At 72.8% G+C, this 13,794-nt stretch carries 13 protein-coding genes; 7 read left to right on the forward strand and 6 right to left on the reverse strand.

From position 1 onward, the window contains the following. On the forward strand, positions 1 to 944 hold a 944-nt coding region (locus JKV81_RS18220), incomplete at its 5' end, for an amino acid permease (RefSeq protein ID WP_202076804.1). A gap of 36 nt (positions 945 to 980) precedes the next feature. Then, positions 981 to 1,628 (forward strand): CatB-related O-acetyltransferase, encoded by a 648-nt coding sequence (locus tag JKV81_RS18225; RefSeq protein WP_129262962.1) that lies wholly within the window; start codon positions 981 to 983, stop codon positions 1,626 to 1,628. On the opposite strand, the gene JKV81_RS18230 is transcribed toward JKV81_RS18225, so the two are convergent. Then, positions 1,616 to 2,581 carry an ArsR/SmtB family transcription factor gene (locus JKV81_RS18230; RefSeq protein WP_129262964.1) on the reverse strand — a complete coding sequence of 322 codons (966 nt, stop codon included), beginning with the start codon at positions 2,579 to 2,581 and terminating at the stop codon, positions 1,616 to 1,618. The two genes, JKV81_RS18225 and JKV81_RS18230, sit on opposite strands and share 13 nt — an antisense overlap. Positions 2,582 to 2,641: 60 nt before the next feature. Here JKV81_RS18230 and JKV81_RS18235 point away from each other — a divergent pair, with 60 nt between their 5' ends. Beyond that, on the forward strand, positions 2,642 to 3,850 hold the full coding sequence (locus tag JKV81_RS18235) for an MFS transporter (RefSeq protein WP_202076806.1): 1,209 nt from the start codon (positions 2,642 to 2,644) through the stop codon (positions 3,848 to 3,850). A 91-nt stretch (positions 3,851 to 3,941) separates the two neighbouring features. On the opposite strand, the gene JKV81_RS18240 is transcribed toward JKV81_RS18235, so the two are convergent. Both JKV81_RS18240 and JKV81_RS18245 read right to left on the reverse strand, forming a co-directional pair. After that, positions 3,942 to 5,012: a hypothetical protein gene (locus JKV81_RS18240; protein ID WP_202076808.1), complete on the reverse strand. Its 1,071-nt coding sequence runs from the start codon at positions 5,010 to 5,012 to the stop codon at positions 3,942 to 3,944. A gap of 88 nt (positions 5,013 to 5,100) precedes the next feature. Continuing rightward, on the reverse strand, positions 5,101 to 5,556 hold the full coding sequence (locus JKV81_RS18245) for a GNAT family N-acetyltransferase (protein ID WP_129262969.1): 456 nt from the start codon (positions 5,554 to 5,556) through the stop codon (positions 5,101 to 5,103). Between the two features lie 123 nt (positions 5,557 to 5,679). Here JKV81_RS18245 and JKV81_RS18250 point away from each other — a divergent pair, with 123 nt between their 5' ends. Together JKV81_RS18250 and JKV81_RS18255 are read left to right on the forward strand one after the other, a co-directional pair. Then, positions 5,680 to 6,126, forward strand: coding sequence for an anthrone oxygenase family protein (locus JKV81_RS18250; RefSeq protein ID WP_202076810.1), 447 nt, complete (start codon positions 5,680 to 5,682; stop codon positions 6,124 to 6,126). A gap of 166 nt (positions 6,127 to 6,292) precedes the next feature. Continuing rightward, positions 6,293 to 6,934 carry a superoxide dismutase gene (locus tag JKV81_RS18255; protein ID WP_124276476.1) on the forward strand — a complete coding sequence of 214 codons (642 nt, stop codon included), beginning with the start codon at positions 6,293 to 6,295 and terminating at the stop codon, positions 6,932 to 6,934. A 114-nt stretch (positions 6,935 to 7,048) separates the two neighbouring features. Here JKV81_RS18255 and JKV81_RS18260 read toward each other — a convergent pair whose 3' ends face one another. Beyond that, a complete protein-coding gene (locus JKV81_RS18260; RefSeq protein ID WP_129262971.1) occupies positions 7,049 to 8,548 on the reverse strand; it encodes a pyridoxal phosphate-dependent decarboxylase family protein in 1,500 nt (499 codons plus the stop codon). Continuing rightward, complete coding sequence (locus JKV81_RS18265; protein ID WP_202076812.1) at positions 8,538 to 9,911, reverse strand: MFS transporter; 1,374 nt, start codon at positions 9,909 to 9,911, stop codon at positions 8,538 to 8,540. The genes JKV81_RS18260 and JKV81_RS18265 overlap by 11 nt, the downstream gene beginning before the upstream one ends. Positions 9,912 to 10,030: 119 nt before the next feature. On the opposite strand from JKV81_RS18265, the gene JKV81_RS18270 reads away from it, so the two are divergent. Next, positions 10,031 to 10,303, forward strand: coding sequence for a DUF3253 domain-containing protein (locus JKV81_RS18270; protein ID WP_124276473.1), 273 nt, complete (start codon positions 10,031 to 10,033; stop codon positions 10,301 to 10,303). A 105-nt stretch (positions 10,304 to 10,408) separates the two neighbouring features. On the opposite strand, the gene JKV81_RS18275 is transcribed toward JKV81_RS18270, so the two are convergent. Further along, the gene (locus JKV81_RS18275) at positions 10,409 to 11,059 is read right to left on the reverse strand and encodes a mycothiol-dependent nitroreductase Rv2466c family protein (RefSeq protein WP_124276472.1); all 651 of its coding nucleotides are present in this window, start codon (positions 11,057 to 11,059) and stop codon (positions 10,409 to 10,411) included. Positions 11,060 to 11,193: 134 nt separating this feature from the next. Here JKV81_RS18275 and pepN point away from each other — a divergent pair, with 134 nt between their 5' ends. Further along, the gene (gene pepN / locus JKV81_RS18280; RefSeq protein WP_202076814.1) at positions 11,194 to 13,782 is read left to right on the forward strand and encodes an aminopeptidase N; all 2,589 of its coding nucleotides are present in this window, start codon (positions 11,194 to 11,196) and stop codon (positions 13,780 to 13,782) included. Positions 13,783 to 13,794: the final 12 nt, after the last annotated feature.

The following is a 13,794-nucleotide window of genomic DNA, read 5'->3' on the forward strand; positions in this document are numbered from 1 at the left end:
ACTTCGGCGAGTTCGAGTTCTGGTTCGCCGCGCTCAAGGTCATCGCGATCACGCTCTTCCTGGTGCTGGGCCTGCTCGCGATCCTGGGCGTGCTGCCCGGCGCGGACTCCCCCGGCACCTCGAACCTCACCGGGGACGGCGGTTTCCTGCCGAACGGCTCCGAGGGCCTCATCATCGGCCTGCTCGCCTCCGTCTTCGCGTACGGCGGCCTGGAGACGGTCACCATCGCGGCGGCCGAGTCGGAGAACCCGGTGCAGGGTGTCGCCAAGGCGGTCCGTACGGCGATGTGGCGCATCGCGGTCTTCTACATCGGCTCGATGGCGGTCATCGTGACGCTCGTGCCGTGGGACGACCCGAAGGTCGCCGAGGTCGGCCCGTTCTACGCGATGCTCGACCACCTCGGCATCAGCGGCGCCGCGGAGATCATGAACGTGGTCATCCTGGTCGCCCTGCTCTCCGCGATGAACGCCAACATCTACGGCTCCTCGCGCATGGCCTGCTCCCTCGTCGCCCGCGGTCAGGGACCGAAGCTGCTCGGCAAGGTCTCCTCGGGCGTCCCGCGCAACGCCGTGCTGGCCTCCTCGGTCTTCGGCTTCCTCTGCGTGCTGCTCAGCTACTGGCGCCCCGACGACGTCTTCCCGTGGCTCCTCAACATGATCGGCGCGGTGATCCTGGTCGTCTGGATCTTCATCGCGGTCTCCCAGCTCGTCCTGCGCAGGCGCACGGAGCGGGAGGCCCCGGACCGGCTCGTCGTCCGGATGTGGCTCTTCCCGGGCCTGACGATCGCGGCCCTGGTGGCCATGACCGGCATCTTCGTCCTGATGCTGCGCCAGCCCGACACCCGCGACCAGCTGCTGGCGACCGGGGTGCTGACGGCGGTGCTGATCGTGATCGGCGTGGTGCGGCAGAAGCGCGCGGAGCGCGGGACGCCCGCCCGAAACTGAGTGCAGGGAGCACGGTCGTTCTGCGAGGGTGCTGCCATGAGTCCCCTCCCCGCAGATCCGACCGTGCTGCACCCGATGCCCGGGCAGCCGCGTGTGGTGCAGCTCAAACCGCTGGTGACGTCCCCGCTCATCGAGGTCGGCGCGTACTCGTACTACGACGATCCCGATGACGCGACGGCGTTCGAGACCCGCAACGTGCTGTACCACTACGGCCCCGAGAAGCTCGTGATCGGCCGCTTCTGCGCGCTGGGCACCGGGGTGCGGTTCATCATGAACGGCGCCAACCACCGCATGGACGGCCCCTCCACGTTCCCGTTCCCCACTCTGGGCGGCTCCTGGGCCGACCACTTCGACCTGCTGTCCGGGCTGCCCGGCCGGGGCGACACCGTGGTCGGCCACGACGTGTGGTTCGGCTACCGGGTGACGGTGATGCCGGGCGTGCGGATCGGGAACGGCGCGATCATCGCCGCCGGTTCCGTCGTCACCTCGGACGTGCCGGACTACGGCATCGTCGGCGGCAACCCGGCGAAGCTGCTCCGCACCCGCTACGACGACGCGGACATCGCCCGGCTCCTCGCGGTGGCCTGGTGGGACTGGCCGGCCGAACACATCACCGCGCACATCCGCACCCTCATGTCCGGCAGCGTCGACGCCCTGGAGGCGGCGGCGCCTCAGCCCGGCTGAGCCCGCAGGAGCACCTCGCCCGCCTCCGTACGGAAGTAGAGGACCGAGCGGCCGGACCTGCGGCGCCCGGCCAGGCCGGCGTCCAGCAGCACCTTCAGGTGGCGGCCGACCGAACCGAGTCCCTGACCCGTGAGTGCCACCAGCTCGGTGGTGCTCCTGGGGCGGTCGAGCAGCACGAGGACCCCGGCCCGGGCGGGCCCGAGCAGCCGGCCGAGGCTGTCGGGGACCACGGGCCGGTCCGCGTCGGAGAGGGTGCCGGAGCAGGCGTACACGACCGCGTACCGCTGCGCCCCGGCGTCCCAGGAGACCCATCCCCGGCGCGGTGTGACGGGCACGAACGCCAGCCGTACGCCGACGAGTTCACGGGGCGGGTAGGCGCGCGGGTTGACCTGGAGCCGGCTGCCTCCGAGCCACCGCATGCCCGGGTTCATCGTCTCCAGCACCGCGGCCCAGCCGCCCTGGCCGAGCTGTCCTGCGCGCGCCACGATGTCCGCCTCGATGATCCGGCGGCGTCGCGGCCAGTCCGGGAGCACGATGCGCTCCCACACCCATTCCAGCAGGGCGGCGGCGATCTCCGGCAGATCAGGACGGTGGAGCGCCGCCGGGAGCGGCCCGCCTCCGGACACCTCCAGATCGGCGCGGGCGCCGTCGGGGGACGTCCCGCGCATCCGGTCGAGGTCCTGGGCGAAGGTGGTCCCGTCGGTGGGCGGCGGGGTGAGGAAGTCCGCGTTCCAGTGGCCGCCGAGACCGGTCCGTACGAGCTGTGCGGTGACGGGGTCGGCCGCCAGGCGCTCACGGTAGGCGGGCCGGTGCGTGTCGAACCAGGCGCGTTCGGCCGGGTTCGTGGCCGCCCCGACCTCCAGGGCCTGGAGTGTCGCCGTGGTCTCCGCCAGCTCCGACACGACGAAGCGCCCGGCGGCCAGGGTGTCCGCGTTGACCTGCCACCAGCCCATGGTTTCGCCTCCTCGCGAAAGAGTAACGGCCGCACGGACCGTGCCCCGAGACTCCCCGGCATGCTCACCTACCGGGAAGTGTTCCGCGTACCGCAGTTCGGCCCTCTCTTCGTGACGAGTGCCCTGCAGGCCGCCGCGTCGACGACGAGCGGACTGGCCCTGGGCGTCCTCGTGTTCACCTCGACCGGGTCGCCGCTGCTCTCCGCGCTCTCCATGTTCGGCGCTTCCCTGGCCCAGCTGGCCGGCGCGGCCCTGCTGATGTCGGCGGCCGACCGGCTCCCGCCGCGTGGAGCGCTGAGCGGCGCGGCGCTGGCCTTCGGCATCGGGACGGCGGTCCTGGCCCTTCCCGGGCTGCCGCTGCCGCTGGTCTTCGCGGTCGTCCTGGGCGAGGGGGCGGTCGCGGCGGTCATGGGCGGGGTGCGGTACGGGCTGCTCGGCGAGGTGCTCCCCGAGGAGGCCTTCCTGCTGGGGCGTTCGCTGCTCAACATGTGCGCGGGCACCATGCAGATCCTCGGCTACGCGGCCGGCGGCGTCCTGGTCGCCGTGCTGGCCCCGCGCGGCACCCTGCTCGTCGCGGCCGCCCTGTACGCCGCCGGCGCCACGGCTGCGTGGTTCGGCCTGGGCCGCCGTCCGCCGCGGGCGACCGGGCGGCCCTCGGTGGGCGAGACCTGGCGCACCAACGCGCTGCTGTGGTCCTCGGGGCCGAGACGGCGCGTGTATCTCTCGCTCTGGCTGCCGAACGGGCTGGTCGTCGGCTGCGAATCGCTCTTCGTGCCCTACCGGCCTGACCGGGCGGGGCTGCTCTTCGCGTGCGCGGCGCTCGGCATGCTGGCCGGGGACACGGTGACGGGCCGTTTCCTGCCGGCGCGGTGGCGGGGCCGGCTGCGGACCCCGCTGCTCCTGCTGCTGGCGGTGCCGTATCTGCTCTTCGCGTTGCGGCCCGGCCTGCCGTGGGCGCTGCTCCTGGCCACCGTGGCGTCCACCGGCTTCTCGGCGAGTCTGCTCCTCCAGGAGCGCCTGATGGCTCTGACCCCGGCCACCATGACCGGCCAGGCGCTCGGCCTGCACTCCTCGGGGATGCTGGCCATGCAGGGGGTGGCGGCGGCGCTCGCGGGGGCCCTGGCGCAGCGGATCCCCACCGGAGGGGCGATCGCGCTGATGGCGGCCGCCTCGGTCGCCGTCACCCTGATCCTGGCGCCGGGACTGCAACGCGCGGGCGGGCCCGTGGGCGGGGAGACACCGGCCGCGCGGGCCCCGGCCGACGGGTGATCGTGCCCGGCGCCGGCCCCCAGGGCCCGGACCCCGGCCCCTCAGTGCCCGGCCCCCCGGTGCCCGGACCTCGGTGCCGGGCCTTCGGCCGTCAGTCGCCGCCCCCGCCACCGCCGTCCCCGCCCCCGCTGTCGCCGCCCCCGTCACCGCCGCCGGAGTCCCCGCCGTCGCCGCCGTCCGCGCCCCAGCCGTCCCCGCCGCCGGGCTCGTTGTCGTCACTGCCGTGGCCGAGGTTGCTGAACCAGGGGCGGTCCCACGCCACATCGGTGGCGATCGGCTCGCCCCCGTCCCCCACGTACCGCTCCGACCGGAACCGTGCCGTGCCGGTCGTGTCGCCTATCCCGAAGGCGACGGCGAAGGCGTGGGCCATCACGGCGTCCAGCGGGTCGGGGCTCTCGTGGCGGACCGGCGCCAGCGGCCGCAGCACGGTGTCCGACGTGCGGGCCTGGCGGCGCGGGGGCCGTGCCAGCAGGGCGACCCGCCGGTCACCGCGCAGCAGCCAGGAGTGCGTGGCGTCCTCCCGCCGCAGCACCCAGTGCGCCCCGGGCAGCCGCGCCTCCACCACGCTCTTCGACTTGCGCAGCTTCTTCTTCAGCACGAGCTCGGCCGTGGCGTCGCCGACGCTCAGGCGCAGGCCCTTGGACGGGTCGAGGTCGTCGCCGCGGAAGCCGCGGGGCGCGCGGATCCGTACGACGGGGGCGTGCGGCCCCCAGACGTCCACGCGCACCAGGCGCCGGTCCACCGCGACGGCGACCGGCCCCGCGGGCCCCTCCACGAGTCTCCGCGCGATCCACAGCGGCACGCCCTCGGCCTCGGCCCGGGCCGACAGTGCGGCCACCTGCTCGGGCCCGCCGCAGAGCCGTACGGCAAGCTCCCCGAGCGCGCGGGCGAACTCGGCGGCCCTGCGCACCTTCAGCGGGGTGGCGGTGCCGGTGACGCGGGTCAGCGGGACGGTGCCGGGGCCCTCCGGGAGCCGGTCCAGCGGGCGCTCGGACCCGCCGCCTCCCAGCCAGTGACCGCGCCGGTACGCCTCGGCCATGGCACCGAGGTTCAGCTCGCCCAGCGGCGTGGTCCGCCCGCCCCTGCGCAGCCGGTCCTCGGCCAGCTCCACGGTCTGCGCCAGCGGATTCCAGGACCGCTCGCCATAGAGCACCTGGCTCACGACAACCCCCCATGTACGTACGTGACTCGGCCGAGGACACCCTCACACACCCCGGGACCGCCCACGCCGCCGGGGCGGTCGCCCGGCCTCAGGCCAAGGGGAGTTCCAGCAAGGGCAGTTCGCGGCCGGGGACCGAGCCCGAGGGTGTGGCCCCGATCCGTACCGCACCCATGGCCGTGTAGAAGGACTCGGCGTTGGGGTCGGCGTCGATGGTGAGCCGGACGAATCCGAGCCGGCGTGCCCGCGCGGCCGTGCGGGTGAAGAGAAGTCTCCCCACGCCCCGGCCCATGGCGTCCGGCTCGACGAACATCATGCCGAGGGCGCCCTCGGGTGGGCTCCCGTCCAGCATGGTGAAGCCCAGGAGCCTGCCGTCCCGCTCCGCCACGGCCGTGCGGCGGGCGGTCACCTCGTCGGGGCGGACGGTGAGTTCGTCCCGGCACGCCGCCATGAACGCCTCGTCGTAGCCCCAGTGCGCCTTCGACCTCAGGGCCAGCGCGGTCAGCGCCGCGGCCTCCTCGGGGCGCCCCTCCCGTACGTATGTCATGGCCTCCCTCTCCGTCTCCGTGTCGGCCGGCTTGAATAAATTCTAGCACCGCTAGACAAGCGAGCCCTGAAAGTACTAGCGTTGCCTCATCACCTAGCAACGCTAGCACTTGGAGGGATCGCCATGCTCAGCACACTCGAGGTCGTCACCACCGTCGCCGTGGGCCTGATGGTGGGAGTGGAGTTCTCCGTCATCTTCGTCATGAACCGGATCCTGAACGCCCTCCCCGGGGACAGCGGCCAGCTCGGTCACGCCCACGGCGGCCGGATGCTCGGCGCCCTGATGCCCTTCTGGTACATGGGCTCGGTCGCCCTCAGCGCGATCTGGGCCGTCGCCGGATGGCACCACCAGGGCACCGGACTCGTCGTCACCGCCGCCGGACTGCTGGTCCTCAGCGTGATCATGTCGATCCTGCTGCTCGTGCCGATCAACAACCGGAACAAGACCTGGACCCCCGAGAACCGGCCCGCCGACTGGCAGGAGCAGCTGGAGCGCTGGAACCGCTACCACTACCTCCGCCTCGCCGTCATCCTCGCCGCGTTCACCCTGCTGGTCACCGCCCTCGTCTGACACCACGCCGCCCCGGGATGCCCTGGCCCACCCCCGCGGGCCCGGCATGACCCGAACGAGAGGCCCTAGGTCCAAGGGCTGATCACTTCCGCGGCTTCCTCCTGCTAGCCTGCAATTGCGAAGGACTTGCAATAACAACCAGGTAGCAGTTGGAGGGTTCGATCCCATGGCCACGTACACGCTTCCGGAACTCCCGTACGACTACGCGGCGCTCGAACCGGTCATCAACCCGCAGATCATCGAGCTCCACCACGACAAGCACCACGCGGCGTACGTCAAGGGTGCGAACGACACCCTGGAGCAGCTGGAAGAGGCCCGTGACAAGGAGGCCTGGGGCGCGATCAACGGCCTCCAGAAGAACCTCGCGTTCCATCTCTCCGGGCACATCCTGCACTCGATCTACTGGCACAACATGACCGGCGACGGCGGCGGCGAGCCCCTCGCGGCGGACGGCGTGGGCGATCTGGCCGACGCGATCGCGGAGTCCTTCGGTTCGTACGCCGGCTTCAAGTCGCAGCTGACGAAGGCCGCCGCCACCACGCAGGGCTCCGGCTGGGGCGTCCTCGCGTACGAGCCGGTCAGCGGCAAGCTGATCGTCGAGCAGGTCTACGACCACCAGGGCAACGTCGGCCAGGGCTCGGTCCCGATCCTGGTGTTCGACGCCTGGGAGCACGCCTTCTACCTGCAGTACAAGAACCAGAAGGTCGACTTCATCGAGGCCATGTGGCGCGTCGTCAACTGGCAGGACGTGGCCAAGCGCTACGCCGCCGCCAAGGAGCGCGCGGACGTGCTGCTGCTCGCTCCCTGACGGAGCCCGAGCGTCCTGCCTCGTGATCGTCTTCTCAACCTTCACCCGGCAGGCGGATGGACGGAGAACCCCCGTGAGGACGTGACTCGCGGGGGTTCTCCCATGCCGGGGAACTCAGATCCGGAAGACGGAGCCGATGAACTCGGAGAGCAGCCGCTCCTTCAGGGGCCCGGGCAGCGCGTCCAGCAGGACGAGTACGGGGGCCATCCGGCCGGGCAGCCCGGCGCCCTCGCCGAGCCCGGCGAAGGCCAGGACGGCCGCGACCTCGTCCGGTCCGAGCGTCTGCGGGTCCAGCCCGGCGGCGAACGCCGCGAGGGCCGGGTCCACCGTCACGGGCTCCAGGGAACGGGCCTTCGCCAAGGCCGCCGCGAGGTCGCCGAGCAGCGCGTCGACCTGGCCGACCGTGGCCGGAGTGAGCGTCAGGTGGAGGTTGGGCGGGAGGCCGTCGAAGGAGAGCTGCGGCTGGAGGTACCAGCCGAGCTCGCGCATCTCGTCGGCGAGATGGAGGAGCAGGCTGAGGTCGGGGGCGCCTGTGTCCTCTCCGGCGCCGGTGGGAGCGCCCGTGTCCTCCCCCGCGACGGTGAACGCGACGAGCCCGGCCGCGGGATCGCCGAGCACCCGTACGCCGTCGAGGGAACGCAGCCCCGCGAGCAGCCGGTCCGACGCCTCGGCGACCCGGCCCGCCAGCGCGGTGTAGCCCTCCTCGCCCACGTGCTGGAGGACCGCCCAGGCCTGGGCCAGCAGACCGCCGGACTTGGTGCCCTGCACGGTCGGGTTGACGACCGGGTAGCCGGGCCAGCCGGCGTGCGCGAAGTACTGGTGGCGGCGCAACTCGGCGTCGCGGTAGAGGACCACGGAGGCACCCTTGTCGGCGTACGCGTACTTGTGCAGGTCCACCGAGAGCGAGGTGACGCCGGGGACGGAGAGGTCGAAGGGCGCCACCTCGCGTCCGGCGCGCCGCAGGTAGGGCAGGATCCAGCCGCCGATGCAGGCGTCCACATGGCAGAGCACCCCGCGTGCGGAGGCCGCCGCGGCGATCTCGGCGACGGGGTCGATCACCCCGTGGGCGTACGAGGGGGCGGAGGCGACCACCAGCGCGGTGCGGTCGGTCAGCGCGGCGGCCATGGCGGCCGCGTCGGCGCGGAAGGTGACGGGGTCGACGGGGACGACGACCGGTTCGACGCCCAGGTAGGCGGCGGCCTTGTGGAAGGCGGCGTGGGCGGTGGACGGCAGCACCAGCCGGGGTGCGGTGATCCCGCGTACGGTCCTGGCGTGGTCGCGGGCGGCCTTGACGGCGAGCAGGATGCTCTCCGTGCCGCCGCTGGTGAACGTCCCCTGGGCGCCGGGGGTGCCGAGCAGGGCGGCGACCGCGCCGACCACGTCGTTCTCCAGCCGGGCCACGCTCGGGAAGACCGTGGGGTCGAGCCCGTTGACCGTCGCGAACGCGGTGTACGCCTCGGCGGCCAGCTCGTCGAGGCCGTCGAGCCCCGCGTCGTAGACGTAGGCGAAGGTGCGGCCCCCTCGGGTGGGCGCGTCCGCCCGGCGCAGGGCGCGCAGCTCGGCGAGCACCTCGGCCGCGGGGCGGCCGTCGGGGAGGGCGGGGTCAGTCGGCACGGGCGGGCTCTTCCTGGAGGGGACGGGGCACGGTCGGGGTCACGCGGTAGCGGCGCAGCAGCAGGAGGCTCGCGGCGGCGAGCACGGCGGGCAGCACGCTCATCCCGGCGGTGATCCCGGTCAGCGCGGCGGCGGGCTGCTCCACGTGGTGCGCGGCGTCGGAGGAGCGGAAGCCGGTCACGGCCAGCACGAGGGCGAAGACCCCGGCGCCCAGGGCGAAGGCGAGGGTCTCGGCGGCCGTCCACAGCCCGGTGAAGGTCGCGGCCCTGCGTCTGCCGGTGGTGGCGGCGTCGGCGGCCAGGGTGTCCGCGAGCATGGTGAGGGGCAGCAGTTGCAGTCCGGCGTACGCGATGCCGACGAGGACGACCGCCGCGTAGCCGACGGCGGGGCCCGCCGCTCCGGTGAAGGCGAGGAGCACCGCGCCGGCCGTGTAGAGCAGCGAGGCGCACCACTGCGCGTAGGTGACGCCCTTGCGGCGGGCCAGCCGGTTCCACAGCGGCATGAAGAGGACCAGGGGGCCGATCAGGCAGGCGAACAGCGGGGTGACCGCGCCCGCAGAGCCGAGGGTGTACGTCGCGAAGTACTGGACGCCGGCGAGCATCACGCCGATCGCGAGGGCCTGGAGCGTCCACATCCCGGCGAGGTGGAGGAACGGCCTGCTGGAGCGGGCGGCGGCGAGCTGGGCCCGCAGCGAGGGTTCGGCCTCGCTGCGGACGGCGGCCGGGGCGCGGCGGGTGGCGGCCCACGCACCGAACATGCCGACGGCCAGCAGCAGTGCGACGGCGACGCCCATCAGCCGGTAGCTCTCCGGGGTGTCTCCGTCGGCGTGCGCGATGGCGGGGGCCAGCGCCCCGGACAGCAGGATGGCGACACCGAGGAAGCCCACCCGCCAGCCGAGGACGCGGCCGCGTTCGTGCGGGTCCTCGGTCATCTCGGCGGGCATGGTCACGTACGGCACCTGGAAGACGGCGTACGCGGTGGCGGCGAGCAGGAAGAGGACGGCGACGTAGCCGGCCGCCGGGGCGCCCCGCAGCGGTGGCGCGGCGAAGATCAGCGCGAAGAGCGGCGGCAGGGTGCAGGCGCCGAGCAGCAGGAACGGCCTGCGTGGGCCGCCGCGCAGCCGGCTGCGGTCGGAGACGGCGCCGACCAGCGGGTTGATCAGGACGTCCCAGGCCTTGGGCAGGAAGACGGCGGCGCCCGCGACGGCGGCGGGCACGGCGAGGACGTTGGTGAGGTAGTAGAGCAGGCTCAGGCCCGGCACGGTCGCGAAGGTGCCCGTGCAGAGCGAGCCGAGGCCGTAGCCGATCCGCACGGTGCGCGGCAGGGGCGGGGCCGCGGGATGGTCCGAACCGGCCGCTGGCATGGGCAGATCCTGAACGATGTTCATCTTTTCGGCAAGACCCGCGGGCCCCGCGACACATGACCGGAACACCGTGGGCCGGCGTCCCCGCATCCTGCCGGAGCCGCTGCGAGACTGAGGGGGTGACGGACGACGGGCGACAGACGGACCGGGACCTGGAACGGGCCGTCCTGGAACTGCTGGAACATCGCGGGCCGGGCGCCACGATCTGCCCCTCCGATGCCGCGCGAGCGGTGTACGAGGGGGACGACGACGGCTGGCGTGCGCTCATGGAGCCGGTCCGGCGCGCGGCCGGACGCCTCGTCGAGGCGGGCGAGGTGGAGATCACGCAGGGTGGCCGGCCCGTCGAGCCGGCGAAGGCCCGCGGCCCGGTCCGTATCCGCCGGGTCCGCTGACCCCCGGGACCTTCGGCCCGGCCCGTATCCGCCGGGTCCGCTGACCCCCGGGACCGCCCCCGGCGGTGCGGGCGGTTCCCGGGAGCCCGCACCGCCAGGACCGGGTCAGTCGAAGACTGGGCCCTGGGTGCGGGTCCTCTTGATCTCGTAGAAGCCGGGGATCGACGCCACCAGCAGCGTGCCGTCCCAGAGCCTCGCGGCCTCCTCGCCCTTCGGGGCGGGGGTGACGACCGGGCCGAAGAACGCGATCTGCTCACCGTCGGCGCCGGGCACCGCGATGACCGGGGTGCCGACGTCCTGGCCGACCTTGTCGATGCCCTCCTGGTGGGAGGCGCGCAGCTCCTTGTCGTACGCGTCGGAGTCGGCGTACTCCAGGAGCTCGGCCGGCAGGCCGACGTCCGCCAGGGCGCCCGCGATGGCCTCGCGGGTGGGGCCCTCGCCGTTGTTGTGGATGCGGGTGCCGAGCGCCGTGTACAGCGGTCCGACGATGTCGTCGCCGTGCTTCTGCTGGGCGGCGACCACGACACGGACGGGCGCCCAGGCCTGGGTGCGCATCATGTCCTGGTACTCCTCGGGCAGCTCGTCGAGCCTGGGCTCGTTGAGCACCGCGAGGCTCATCACGTGCCATCGCACCTCGACGTCGCGGACCTTCTCCACCTCCAGCATCCAGCGGGAGGTCATCCAGGCCCAGGGACAGAGCGGGTCGAACCAGAAGTCGGCCGGGACCTTGCCGCCGGGCGTGCTGTTCTCGGGCATGTCTCTCCTCGTGAAATTCGGTCTGCGCCTGTGAGCCGGAACACCATGAGGCCCTCCCGCCATTCCCGCGCGCGGGTGCCGGGGGCCGCATGGGAGGATCGAAGGTCTTCGATCGAGACACAAAGGAGTGCTCCGTGCCCGGTGAGAACCTGTCCCGCGACGAGGCCCGCGAAAGGGCCGAGCTGCTGACCGTCGACGGTTACGAGGTCGCCCTCGACCTGCGTTCCGCCGTCGGTGAGCCCGACGGGGGCGACGAGGCCGGTCCGCGCACCTTCCGCTCGCAGACCACGATCCGCTTCCGCGCGGCCCGCGCGGGGGCCTCGACCTTCGCCGATCTGCTGGCCCCGGCCGTGGACGCGGTGACGCTGAACGGCAAGGACCTGGACCCCGCGGCCGTCTTCGACGGCACCCGGATCGTGCTGGAGGACCTCGCCGAGGGCGAGAACGTCCTGGTGGTCGACGCGCGGTGCGCGTACAGCCGGACGGGCGAGGGCATGCACCGCTTCGTCGACCCGGAGGACGGCGAGGTCTACCTGTACACGCAGTACGAGCCGGCCGACGCCCGCCGCGTCTTCGCCAACTTCGAGCAGCCCGACCTCAAGGCGCCCTACCGCTTCGAGGTGACGGCGCCCGAGGGCTGGCGGGTCTGGTCCAACGGCGCGGAGGAGTCGCAGGAGGGCGAGGTCCACCGGTTCGCCGAGACCCTGCCGATCTCGACGTACATCACGGTGGTCGTGGCGGGTCCGTACCACTACGTGAGCGACCTCTACACCCGTACGTTCGACGACGGTTCGAAGCTGGAGGTCCCGCTCGGCGCGATGTGCCGCAAGGGTCTCGCGCGCTACTTCGACGCCGAGGACGTCTTCCTGATCACCAAGCAGGGCCTGGACTTCTTCCACGACAACTTCGACTACCCGTACCCCTTCGGGAAGTACGACCAGGCGTTCGTGCCGGAGTACAACCTGGGGGCGATGGAGAACCCGGGCCTCGTCACCTTCCGCGAGGAGTACATCTACCGCGGAAAGGTCACCTCGGCCTCCTACGAGCGCCGCGCCAACGTCATCCTGCACGAGATGGCGCACATGTGGTTCGGCGACCTGGTCACCATGCAGTGGTGGGACGACCTGTGGCTGAAGGAGTCCTTCGCCGACTTCATGGGGACGTTCTCGATGGTGGAGGCGACCCGCTTCGCCAACGGCTGGATCACCTTCGCCAACAACCGCAAGGCCTGGGCCTACCGCGCCGACCAGCTGCCGTCCACGCACCCGATCACGGCCGACATCCGTGACCTGGAGGACGCCAAGCTGAACTTCGACGGCATCACGTACGCCAAGGGCGCCTCGGTGCTCAAGCAGCTCGTCGCGTACGTGGGACGGGACGCGTTCCTGGAGGGCGCGCGCCGCTACTTCAAGCAGCACGCCTACGGCAACACCCAGCTGGGCGACCTGCTCTCGGTGCTGGCCGAGACCTCCGGGCGCGACATGACGGCCTGGTCGCGGGCGTGGCTCCAGACCGCGGGCGTCAACGTGCTGACACCGGCGGTGACGTACGACGGCGAGGGCAGGATCGCGGAGCTCTCCGTGACCCAGGAGGCCGCCGCCTCCCACCCGGAGCTGCGGCCGCACCGGGTCGCGGTCGGCCTGTACCGGCTCTCCCCGGACGGCGCGCTGGAGCGCTACGCCCGCGCCGAGACCGACGTCGCCGGTGTGCGCACCGTGGTCACGGAGCTGGCCGGGGCCGAGAAGCCCGACCTGGTCCTGGTCAACGACGACGACCTCACGTACTGCAAGGTCCGCTTCGACGAGGGGTCCCTGGCGACCCTGCGCGAACACCTCGGGGACATCACCGACCCGCTGGCGCGGGCGCTGTGCTGGTCCGCCCTGTGGAACCTGACGCGGGACGCGCTGCTGCCGGCCCGGGACTTCGTGTCGCTGGTGCTGGCGTTCGCGGGCCGTGAGTCGGACATCGGCGTCCTCCAGATGCTGCACGCCTGGGCGCAGTCCGCGCTGGTGCACTACGCCGCTCCGGCCTGGCGCGAGGAGGGCGGCCGGGCGCTGGCCGAGGGCGCGCTGGCGGAGCTGCGGCGCGCGGAGCCGGGCAGCCAGCACCAGCTGACCTGGGCCAGGTTCTTCGCCGCCGTCGCGGCGTCGGACGCGGACCTCCAGCTGCTCGGCGAACTGCTCGACGGCGCGGCCGTGATCGACGGCCTGGACGTCGACCAGGAGCTGCGGTGGGCGTTCCTGTCTCCGCTGGCCTCGCACGGCAAGGCCGACGAGGCGGCCGTGGACGCCGAGCTGGCCCGGGACGACACGGCGTCCGGCAAGCGGCACCACGTGCGGTGCCTGGCCTCGCGTCCCTCGGCCGCGGTCAAGGCCCAGGCGTGGGCGGCGGTGGTGGAGTCGGACAAGCTGTCCAACGCGCTCGTCGGGGCGACGATCGCGGGCTTCGAGCAGCCCTCGCAGCGTGAGCTGCTGGCGCCGTACACGGCCTCGTACTTCGCGGCGATCGAGCGGGTCTGGGCCGAGCGGTCCATCCAGATCGGCATGGACGTGGTCAAGGGCCTGTTCCCCGGGCTCCAGGACGACCCCGCGACCCTCACCGCGACGGACGCCTGGCTGACCTCGCACCCGGACGCGGCACCGGCGCTGCGGCGCCTCGTCCTGGAGGCGCGGGACGATCTGGCGCGGGCGCTGCGGGGTCAGGAGCGCGACGCGAGGGCGTGAGATTCCGGCGCG

This window comes from Streptomyces silvae, from assembly GCF_016745505.1.
GTDB classification, from domain to species: domain Bacteria; phylum Actinomycetota; class Actinomycetes; order Streptomycetales; family Streptomycetaceae; genus Streptomyces; species Streptomyces silvae.